This is a genomic window from Nonomuraea sp. NPDC050022 (genome assembly GCF_044460705.1).
In the GTDB taxonomy this organism is placed as follows: Bacteria; Actinomycetota; Actinomycetes; order Streptosporangiales; family Streptosporangiaceae; genus Nonomuraea.
The window spans coordinates 108,488-117,653 of record NZ_JBITKE010000007.1; the positions used below are offsets into that span (position 1 = coordinate 108,488).

A 9,166-nucleotide genomic window follows, 5' to 3' on the forward strand; every position below is an offset into this window, starting at 1 on the left:
CGACATGACCGAAGGCACGACGGGCGGCTCCTGTCCCGTGCTGCCCTCCCGCGGCCGGGTACGTCCCCTCGCGCAGGTCTCCATCACCGGCGGCTTCTGGGCCGCCCGCCAGGCCGTCAACGGCACGGCGACCCTGGCCCACTGCGAGTCGTGGATGGAGCGCCTCGGCTGGCTGGCGAACTTCGATCGTGTCGCCGACGGGACGACCTCGCCCGACCGGCCCGGCTGGCCGTTCTCCGATTCGGAGGTCTACAAGCTCCTGGAGGCCCTGGCCTGGGAGACGGGTCGTACCGGCGACCCGGAGGCGGAAGCCGCGATCAAGCGGCTCACCGCGCGCGTCGCCCGGGCGCAGGATCCGGACGGATACCTCGGCACCTGCTTCGGGCACGGCGAGCAGCGGCCGCGCTACAGCGACCTCGAAGGCGGGCACGAGCTCTACAACATCGGCCATCTCCTGCAGGCGGCGGTCGCGCGGCTGCGCACGGCCGGCGAGGACGACCTGGTACGGGTCGCGCGGCGGGCCGCCGACCACGTGTGCCGGACCTTCGGGGCCGACGGCCTGCCCAAGATCTGCGGGCACCCGGAGATCGAGGTCGGCCTGGCGGAGTTCGGCCGGGCGCTGGGGGAGGAGCGCTACGTCGAGCAGGCCCGCCTGTTCCTTGACCGCCGTGGGCACGGCACGCTCCGCGACATTCCGCTGGGACGGGCCTACTTCCAGGACGACGTCCCGATCCGGGAGGCCGACGTGTGGCGTGGCCACGCGGTCCGCGCGCTCTACCTCACCGCCGCGGCGGTGGACGTGGCCGTCGAGCGCGGCGACGACGAGCTGCTGCGGGCGGTGGAACGGCAGTGGGAGCGCTCCGTCGCGCGCCGGACGTACATCACGGGAGGCATGGGCTCACGCCACCAGGACGAGGGGTTCGGCGAGGACTGGGAGCTGCCGCCGGACCGGGCGTACTGCGAGACGTGCGCGGGGGTCGCCTCGATCATGGTCTCGTGGCGGTTGTACCTGGCCACCGCCGACGTCCGCTACACCGACCTGATCGAGCGCACGCTCTACAACATCATCGCGACCTCCCCGAGTCCCGACGGCCGGGCCTTCTTCTACGCCAACCCCCTCCATCAGCGGGTGCCGGGCAAGCCGACGGACGGCACCGAGGTGAGCCCGCGTGCCGAAGGGGGCACCCGGGCCGCCTGGTTCGACGTGTCCTGCTGTCCCACCAACGTCGCGCGGACGCTGGCGAGCCTCGGCGGTTACCTCGCCACCGCGGACGACGACGGCCTCCAGATCCACCAGTACGCCTCGTGCGCCATCAGCGCCGAACTGCCGGACGGCAGGCGGGTGGCCGTGGACGTCGAGACCGGCTACCCCGAGACCGGGACCATCCGCGTCCGGATAGCGGCCGACGAGCCGGCGCCATGGACGCTCGCGCTGCGGGTTCCCGCATGGGCGGCCGGAGCCACGCTGATCATCGATGGGCGGCCCCAGTCCGTCGAGCCCGGCATGGTCGAGGTTCGGCGCGCCTTCCGCGTGGGTGAGGTCATCACCCTCGAACTGCCGATGGCGCCGCGCTTCACCCGGCCGGATCCGCGCATCGACGCTGTACGCGGTTGCGTCGCCGTCGAACGTGGCCCGGAGGTCCTGTGCGTCGAGTCCCGCGACCTCCCTGACCCCGGCGGGCTCGACGCTCTGACGATCGACCCCCTGTCCGCCCCGCATGCGGAACCCGGCGGCGTCCGGCTCCGCGGCCGGCTGCCCGCGTACGCCGACCGGCCATGGCCCTATCCCACGGCCACCACACCCGTCGATAACGCCGAATGGTTCGACGTGCCGCTGCGGCCCTACCACTCATGGGCGCATCGCGGCCCGTCGAGCATGCGCATCTGGTTGCCCGCATCCCAACCCCCCGAAGGAGAGCACCGTGCGTAAACCCCTCTTAGCCGTGATCACCGCGGCCGCGACCCTGGCGACCTTCACGCCCCCGGCCGCGGCGGCGGGCGCGACGCTGACCGTCAACGTCGCCCAGCCGTTCCGGCCGGTGACCCACGTCGCCTCGGGCGGCCTGTACGGCCTCGCGGAGAACAGCAGGCCGGCCGACTCCACCCTGTTACCGATCAAGGTGAACTCGCTGACCCAGCCCGCGCCCGGCGTGGGCCAGCGCCCCAACGGTCAGCCGCCTGGTGGCGACTCGCTGCTGGTGGCTCCGCAGGCCACCCGGGTCGGCGCTGGCGAGTTCGTCCGGATGCCCGACATCTACCCGGACTTCCCCTACCGGTGGGTGAGCTGGAACGACTGGCTGGCCAAGGTGAACACCATGGTCAACGCCCGGCTCTCGGCCTCGACAGTCACGAACGTGATCGGCTGGGAGCTCTGGAACGAGCCCGACTGGACCTGGAACACCGCCGCCGCGGGCGCCTTCAACGACGGCTGGGTGCGTACGTACCGGGCGGTGCGCGCGCTCGACACGCTGACGCCCGTCGTCGGCCCCAGCACCGCCACGTACAACCGCTCCTGGATGCAGTCGTTCCTGACCCGTGCCAGGGACACCGGCACGCTGCCCGACATCATCTGCTGGCACGAGCTGGTGAACCCCGACCGGATCGCCGCCGACCTCGCCGACTACCGGAACCTGGAGTCCTCCCTGGGCATCAGCCCGCGCCGGGTCTCCATCAACGAGTACGCCGCCACCGGTGAGGTGGACGTACCCGGCCGGATCGCCAGCTACGTGGCCAAGTTCGAGCGCGGCGGCGTGGAGTCCGCGCATCGGGCCTTCTGGTACGAGTACGGCACCATGAACGGCCTGGTCGTCAACAACAACCAGCCCACCGGCACCTGGTGGCTGTACAAGTGGTACGGCGACATGGCCGGCAGCATGGTCGCGACGACGCCGGGCACGCAGACCGGCCTGGACGGGTTCGCCTCCTACGACGGCACCCGCAAGATCGTCAACGTGGTGTTCGGCAACGAGTCCGGCACCAACACCGTCAACCTGACGGGCATCGGCGCACTGGGCTCCAGCGTCCGCGTCACGCTGCTGTCCACCCCGTCCAGCGGCCGCTTCACCGCCGTGAGCGCACCCACCACGATCTCCACCACCACCCGCGCGGTGAGCGGCGGCCAGCTCAGCGTGTCCGTGCCGAACATGGCCGCCACCAGCGCCTACCAGCTCATCGTCGAGCCGGTCAGCGGGGTGCCCGCCTACCAGCGGCGGTATGAGGCCGAGAACGCCTCGGTGTTCCGCGCCCAGCGGCTGAGCGCCGCCGGCGCGTCGGGCGGCGGCTATGTGGGGCGGATCGACAACTCGGGCACGCCGCGTACCGACAGCTACGTGGACTTCGTGGTGAACGTGCCCGCCGCTCGCGCGTACACGATGACCATCGGCTACGCCAACGGCACCGGCGCCACCTCGACGCAGGGCCTGGCGTACAACGGCGGTGCGTGGAGCACGGTCAGTTACCCGCCTACCCCGGGCTGGGGCCAGTTCGGCGCCACGATCAGTACCACTGTCACGCTCGGTGCCGGCTACAACGTGATCCGCCTGGCCAAGGGCTCGCCGTACTTCGCGGGCGGCACCGGATACGCCGAACTGGACTACATCGAGCTCACCTGACCGAACGCCACGGCACGCCCCGGCCGCGGTCCGCCGCGCCGGGGCGGCGCAGGCCCAGGACAGCCTGGCCTGCTCACGGACCGCGGGCCCGGAGTGGTGTGTCATCATCGAGCCGCGGATCCGAGAGGACGCGCCTCCCGCTCCGGCCGCGGGCGCACGGCGAGGGGACAGCGCATGAACGTACGTCGCCTGACATATTCGACCGCTCTGGCAGCCCCGATCCTGTACGCCGCGGTCAACATGTGACGCTCGGCGTCACCCTGATCCTGGCCGCCGAGGCGATTCTCATCGCCGTGCTCGACCGGCTGAACCATCGATCACCCTCCCGGCCCACCGTGCCGACCGGCGTGTGGTTCATCCTGTACGAACTGACTTTGGTCGTGGGTGTGCTGCTCTCTCCCCTGACCCGGTTTTGGCTGCTCAATGATGACGGCGATCTTGAGATACTGGCTCCCGGCTGGCATTCTCCCGCGTTGATCGCCGTCCCCGTCCTGACTCTCATAGGACTGATCGCCTGGATGTCCGGACCGCCGGATGCCGTATCGGATCGGCGGCCTGGATCAGGTCCCTTCAGCTCGGCAGCGGGTCGCGAGGCAGGGTGAGGGTCAGGATGGCTCCGCCGTGGGGCGCGTTGGCCGCGGTGAGGGTGCCGCCGTGCAGGCGCGCGTTCTCGGTGGCGATGGCCAGGCCCAGGCCGCTGCCGTCGGTTCGGGTACGGGCGGCGTCGGCTTTGGTGAAGCGGTCGAAGACGTGGGGCAGAAGGTCGGCGGGGATGCCGGGCCCGTCGTCGGAGACAGCGATGGTGATCTGCTCGAAACCGGCCCGCACCTGGATGAGCACCGACACCGCCGCGCCGCCGTGACCCAGTGCGTTGCCCACGAGGTTGGCGAGGATGACATCGACGCGGCGCGGGTCGAGGCGGACGCGCAGCCCCGGGGGGACATCGGCGCGGACCCGGTCCCGCCAGTGCCGCAACGCGAGCGTCTTGGCGATGAACTCGCCCAGGTCGACCTCGTCGAGGTTCAGTACGGCGGCACCGGCGTCGAAGCGGGATACCTCGATCAGGTCCTCGACCAGGCGGGTGAGCTTGCGCGTCTCGTCGGAGACCAGGTGCAGCGCTTCGGCGGTGAGTGGCGCGAGGCGGCCGGAGGCGGCGTCGGCGTCGAGGACCTCCGTCACGGCGGCCATGGCCGCCAGCGGCGTACGCAACTCGTGGGAGACATCGGCGGCGAACCGGCGCGCCCGCGCCTCCATGGCGCGCAGCGCGGCCGCGTCGGCCTGGAGCGTGGCCGCCATGGTGTTGAAGGTACGGCCGAGGTCGGCGAGTTCGTCGTCGCCGGTGACGTTCACGCGGGTGTCCAGACTGCCGCCCGCCATCCGCTCGGCGGCCGTCCGCAGCTGCCGGACCGGTCGCAGCAGTCTGCGGGCGGCCAGCAGCGCGAGGACGATGGAGGCCAGGGCGACGGGCAGGGCTCCGGAGCGGGCGGCCGCCGCCAGGGTGTCCACGTCCTGCTGCTGGGAGGCCAGGGAGAAGGAGGCGAAGACGGTGAGCGGCGGGGGATTGTGCGGGCGTGCGGTGGCGACGACGGGAAGGGCCACGGCCAGCCAGGGCGTCTGGGCGTGGTGGAAGCGCTGGGCCAGCGCGGTGGTCGCCGAGGCCGCTTGGGTACGCAGTTGCGCGGGCAGCGGCGGCGCCGGCGTCCCTGCGGTGATGAGCGGGCCGCCGCGATAGGACAGGGCGGTGCGCCAGCCGCGCGTGCCCGCCGCGCGGTCCAGTTGCAGCGCCAGCGTACGCAGGTCCGCCTCGGCGGGGTCTGCGGGCAGGTCGGGCGTCCGGGCGGTGAGGTGGGCGCGGAGCTCCTGCAGGGCGTCGGCCTGGACCCGCTCCACGATCGCGGTACGGCCCTGCCGGAAGGTCAACGCGGCGGCGGTCAGCGCACTGAGCGCCGAGACCAGCAGGAACACCAGGACCAGCTGGGCCCGCAGACCTCGGGCGAGGGGCGGGCGGATCACAGCCCCCGACCACCGGCCGAGGCCGCGTACGGGGTGAATCACCCAGCGGCCGAGCACGCTGCGGATCACAGCGGCCCGAACCGGTAGCCGAAGCCGCGCACGGTCTGGATGTAGCGGGGGTCGCGCGGGTCGTCCTCAATCTTGGCGCGCAACCGCATCACGCACGCGTCGACCAGCCGGTAGTCGCCGTGGAAGCTGTGTTCCCAGACCAGCTCCAGGAGTTGCTGGCGGCTGAAGGTCTGTTCGGGCGCGGCGGACAGGAACAGCAGCAGCTTCAGCTCTGTCGGCGCCAGTGCGAGTTGCGCGTCGTGCTTGAGCACGCGTAAGGCGACCCGGTCGACGAGCAGGTCGCCGTGGATGGTGCGGGCGGCCTGGCCGGGGGAGGCGGGCTGGGTGGTACGGCGCAGCACCGCGCGCATGCGGGCTTCGATGACCTCGCTGCTGGCAGGCTTGATCACGTAGTCGTCGGCGCCGGCTTCCAGGCCCACGACGACGTCCACGTCATCGTCGCGCGCGGAAAGGATCACGATGGGCACCTGGCTGAAGGCGCGGATGCGGCGGCATGTCTCCAGGCCGCTCATGCCGGGGAGCATGAGGTCGAGCAGTACGACCTCGGGAGCGCTCGCGATGAGTTCGGCCAGCCCGTCCTCGCCGGTCGCCACCAGCAGGGTTTCGTGGCCTCGGTGACGCAGGCCGAGGCTCACGCCCCGGCGCACGGCCGGGTCGTCTTCGATCAGTAGTACGCGGGTCACGAAGGGGCTCCCTGTTTGGCCGGGATGGCCGACCCGCTCTCATCGCACCTGACCGGCCAGGGGTCGCCCGCCATGCCGGGCTCGAACACCTCGACGACGGGGTCGGCGCCGATGCCCGGGGACGCGGCGGCCGTACACACCAGCTGGCTCACCGCCACCGGCCGCAGGTCGCGCACCAGCCACGGTAAACGCAACTGCACCCGGCCCTTGGTCGTACTGGCCCGGATCGGCCGAGTCACCGACGGCAGCCGCGTGATCAGCCCTCGGGCCCGCTCGGCCGCTGTGGGGCCGGCGAGCAGCGCGTCCATGGCCTGTCGCAACCGGTCTCCGTCCGATGCCGGCCGGGAGACCGGCCAGGTGCCCTCAGGCGTGACGAAGTACACCCGCAGCAGGCGGCTGCTGTTCTCGGTCAGGCCACCTTGGGCCGGCTGACCGGCGGGGAGTGCGCCGGTGTCGGTGATCCCGCAGCCCGCCAGCGCCGCCAACGTGATCAGACCAGCCGCCACGCGGCACAGCGTCCCCGGCAGGCCGGTCGCCACCCGGCACAGCGCCCGCGGCATGACAGGCGCCATCCGTCGGAGCACCTCCGGCATGTGTTCGCTCTCGTTCTTCGGCATGGTCTCTCCGGCTACGGCTGGTTCAGCATGCTCACATCGACCGTCCCGGCACCGGGTCGCGGCCGCGGTATCGCCGCCCACAGCCCCACCGCCATCACCCCCGCGACGGCCAGCGCCGCCCATCCGCGCCGCCCGGTGGCCCACCGGGCGCGCAGTCGTACCGGATCCTCGACCACGGCCTTCGAGACTAGCGCGGCCAGCAGCGACAGTCCCACCGCGGCGATCGTCCAGCCCCAGCCGTCGAGCCCGGCCACCGGCCGGGGCAGCAGCAGATAGACCGGCCAGTGCCACAGGTACAGGCTGTAGGACAGCTCGCCCAGCCGCCTCGGTACGGCGCTGCCGACCACCCTGCCCACCAGACCGTCCGGTGTACGGGCCAGGAGCGCGATCAGCACGGCGCTGCCCAGGGAGTGCGCGAACATCCCGCCCTGGAACAGGCCCGGGGCCTCTTCCCCATCGGTCAGCAGCCATGAGACGGACAGCCCGCACAGCAGCGGGACACAGATCGCGTCCACGGCCAGGCGCGGCAGCCCGGCCACGGCGTCTCGGACGGGTGCCGTGGCGGCGGCCGCGCCGAGCAGGAGAGAGAAGGCCCGGGTGTCGGTGCCCTCGTAGGCGCGGGTGGTGTCCACGGCCGCCCCAAGCTTGATCATGAGCAGGAGCGAGATGAGCGCACCGGCGACCGCTACGAGCGCGACTCGCCGCTGCCCGCCGAGCCCTTTTCCGGCCAATGCCACCATCAGCGGCCAGGCCAGGTAGAACTGCCATTCGACGCCGATGCTCCACAGATGGGCGAACGGGCGGGTGCCGGCGGCATCCCAGTATCCGAGCTGCTCGTGGATATAGTGCCAGTTCACGCTCTGGGCGGCCACCCATGGCGCGTCCTGGAGGGCGAACCTCAGCATGTCCGGCCTGGCGAACGCCCAGGCCAGCGGTAGCGTCACCGTGACCATGACGGTCAGCGCGGGCAGGAGACGGCGGGCCCGGCGTCCCCAGAAGGCCATCAGGTTGAGCCGGCCGCCGCTGCCGAGCTCCTCCAGCAGCAGGCCGGTGATCAGAAAGCCGGACAGGGCGAAGAACAGGTCGACGCCCAGGAACCCGCCGCGCATCTGGCCGGCGTGAAACAGCAGGACCGCGGTGACAGCGAGCCCGCGCAGCCCGTCAAGCGCGCCGATGTGCGCGCGTCGAGGGGCTGAAACCATCAACCTCTCGCCGCGAGGAATCGGCACCATCAGCCGCAGCCGAGTTTGGCGAAGCGCTCGTCGCCGGTCCACGGCCCGGTGGCCCAGACGCTGGGGGCGGCCGGGGTGAAGCCGGCCAGCTCGCCGAGCCGCTTGGCGAACCAGGTGGCGAAGGCCGCCGACCCCTGCTGGCAGGAGTGGATGCCGTCCTTGGCGCGCTGGGCCTTGCCGGCGGCGTAGTCGCTGCCCCACAGCTCGGAGGCGTCCAGGTAGCTTGCGTGAGCGGCCTTGGCGGCCATCGTGGGCGCGGTCTTGATCGCGTTCTCGTGCGGCTTGAAGAAATCGTCGATCTTGAACGGCGGGGCGGACACCAGTACGAGCCGGGCGCCGGCGTCCTCGGCCGTTCGGGCGAGCTTCTGGTAGGCCGACAGCTGCTGGCTGGCGGCGCCCCAGTCGTAGCTGGTGATCTGGTACGCGATCACCGTCGGCCGGAAGGAGGCGAGGTTCGCCTTGAGGGTCTTCCAGGTGTCCTTGGCCCCCATGGCCGTCACCGGATGGTCACCGGCGACGATGTTGCCGCCGCCGTCGGAAGTGGCGTTCTTGAACGCCACACCGCCGGCCTTCAGCGCCGCCTCCAGGGCTGGGGCCTGCGCGCCCGCGATGGAGTCACCCATCCACAAGACCCTGACGCCGGTCGCGGGCTGACCGGTCTGCTGCCCATCGCTGGTGGAGGCGGTGGAGGCGCCGCAACCCGCGAGCGTGGCCCCGACGGCGACGGCCACGGCCAGGAACGCTCCGGTACGGCCAGCGGAGAAAAAGGGAGTCGCTTGCATGACCATCAGGCAAGCAGACGATTCCGGAGGTCAACCGCGTTGTCATCGTTTCATCACACAACGGGGGATGGGCTGTCACGAAGGCAGTGCCCCTGCGCCTGGGTGGAGCGGTTCCCGGCGTCGATCAGCGGCGTTTATCAGCGCCATCGACCAGCGCCA

The 9,166-nt window shown here is 71.6% G+C and carries 8 protein-coding genes; 3 read left to right on the forward strand and 5 right to left on the reverse strand.

Annotation, left to right across the window (positions count from 1 at the left end; all coding sequences use genetic code 11):
* Positions 1-4: 4 nt before the first annotated feature.
* The 3 genes from ACIBO2_RS29630 to ACIBO2_RS29640 all read left to right on the forward strand — a co-directional run bounded on the left by ACIBO2_RS29630 (position 5) and on the right by ACIBO2_RS29640 (position 4,213).
* Positions 5-1,930, forward strand: coding sequence for a beta-L-arabinofuranosidase domain-containing protein (locus tag ACIBO2_RS29630; protein ID WP_358552709.1), 1,926 nt, complete (start codon positions 5-7; stop codon positions 1,928-1,930).
* Positions 1,923-3,611, forward strand: coding sequence for a hypothetical protein (locus ACIBO2_RS29635; RefSeq protein ID WP_397301004.1), 1,689 nt, complete (start codon positions 1,923-1,925; stop codon positions 3,609-3,611). Before ACIBO2_RS29630 ends, ACIBO2_RS29635 begins: the two co-directional genes overlap by 8 nt.
* A gap of 242 nt (positions 3,612-3,853) precedes the next feature.
* Entirely contained in the window at positions 3,854-4,213 is a 360-nt protein-coding gene (locus tag ACIBO2_RS29640) for a hypothetical protein (protein ID WP_358552705.1), read from the forward strand.
* On the opposite strand, the gene ACIBO2_RS29645 is transcribed toward ACIBO2_RS29640, so the two are convergent.
* The 5 genes from ACIBO2_RS29645 to ACIBO2_RS29665 are packed head-to-tail and all read right to left on the reverse strand — an operon-like array spanning position 4,182 to position 9,007.
* Positions 4,182-5,681 carry an ATP-binding protein gene (locus ACIBO2_RS29645; protein WP_397301007.1) on the reverse strand — a complete coding sequence of 500 codons (1,500 nt, stop codon included), beginning with the start codon at positions 5,679-5,681 and terminating at the stop codon, positions 4,182-4,184. The two genes, ACIBO2_RS29640 and ACIBO2_RS29645, sit on opposite strands and share 32 nt — an antisense overlap.
* A gap of 8 nt (positions 5,682-5,689) precedes the next feature.
* Positions 5,690-6,376 (reverse strand): response regulator transcription factor, encoded by a 687-nt coding sequence (locus ACIBO2_RS29650; RefSeq protein WP_397301009.1) that lies wholly within the window; start codon positions 6,374-6,376, stop codon positions 5,690-5,692.
* Positions 6,373-6,993: a GerMN domain-containing protein gene (locus ACIBO2_RS29655; RefSeq protein ID WP_397301012.1), complete on the reverse strand. Its 621-nt coding sequence runs from the start codon at positions 6,991-6,993 to the stop codon at positions 6,373-6,375. Before ACIBO2_RS29655 ends, ACIBO2_RS29650 begins: the two co-directional genes overlap by 4 nt.
* 11 nt (positions 6,994-7,004) lie before the next feature.
* Positions 7,005-8,195 carry an acyltransferase family protein gene (locus tag ACIBO2_RS29660; RefSeq protein WP_397301014.1) on the reverse strand — a complete coding sequence of 397 codons (1,191 nt, stop codon included), beginning with the start codon at positions 8,193-8,195 and terminating at the stop codon, positions 7,005-7,007.
* Positions 8,196-8,224: 29 nt separating this feature from the next.
* Positions 8,225-9,007 carry an SGNH/GDSL hydrolase family protein gene (locus tag ACIBO2_RS29665; RefSeq protein WP_358552695.1) on the reverse strand — a complete coding sequence of 261 codons (783 nt, stop codon included), beginning with the start codon at positions 9,005-9,007 and terminating at the stop codon, positions 8,225-8,227.
* Positions 9,008-9,166: the final 159 nt, after the last annotated feature.

Coding starts and splice junctions, on each gene's coding strand:
- ACIBO2_RS29660 (WP_397301014.1), bottom strand. CDS start 8,195: ATGGTTTCAGCCCCTCGACGCGCGCACATCGGCGCGCTTGACGGGCTG.
- ACIBO2_RS29630 (WP_358552709.1), top strand. CDS start 5: ATGACCGAAGGCACGACGGGCGGCTCCTGTCCCGTGCTGCCCTCCCGC.
- ACIBO2_RS29655 (WP_397301012.1), bottom strand. CDS start 6,993: ATGCCGAAGAACGAGAGCGAACACATGCCGGAGGTGCTCCGACGGATG.
- ACIBO2_RS29665 (WP_358552695.1), bottom strand. CDS start 9,007: ATGCAAGCGACTCCCTTTTTCTCCGCTGGCCGTACCGGAGCGTTCCTG.